Origin of the sequence: Pseudomonas sp. OTU5201 (assembly GCF_038440135.1) — a bacterium.
Classification (GTDB): Bacteria; Pseudomonadota; Gammaproteobacteria; order Pseudomonadales; family Pseudomonadaceae; genus Metapseudomonas; species Metapseudomonas resinovorans.
The window spans coordinates 1-280 of sequence record NZ_JASATC010000121.1; the positions used below are offsets into that span (position 1 = coordinate 1).

At 64.3% G+C, this 280-nt stretch carries 1 protein-coding gene; it reads right to left on the bottom strand.

Annotated features, from left to right (window positions below; all coding sequences use genetic code 11):
• Positions 1 to 280, bottom strand: a 280-nt coding sequence (locus tag AAHM40_RS27120) for a serine dehydratase beta chain (protein WP_342247455.1), incomplete at both ends; no start/stop codon positions are given.

Below are 280 nucleotides of genomic sequence, written 5' to 3' on the forward strand. Positions count from 1 at the left end.
GCGCTGGCACAGCTCCAGCAGCTCTTCGGCGCTGGAGAAGTCGTAGGGCAGTTCGGTGGCGTCCTGGTCCAGTTGCCCGGACTTGGCCTGGGCTTCGTCGACCACGAAACCGCCACCGATGGAGTAATAGGTGTCGCGGTGCAGTTCGCCACCCTCGCCTTCGACGATCAGGGTCATGGCGTTGGGGTGGTAGGGCAGGTTTTCCTCAAGCAGCAGCAGGTCGCGCGACCAGTCGAAGACCACCGGGTGGCTACCGTCCAGGAGCAATTCGCGGGACGCT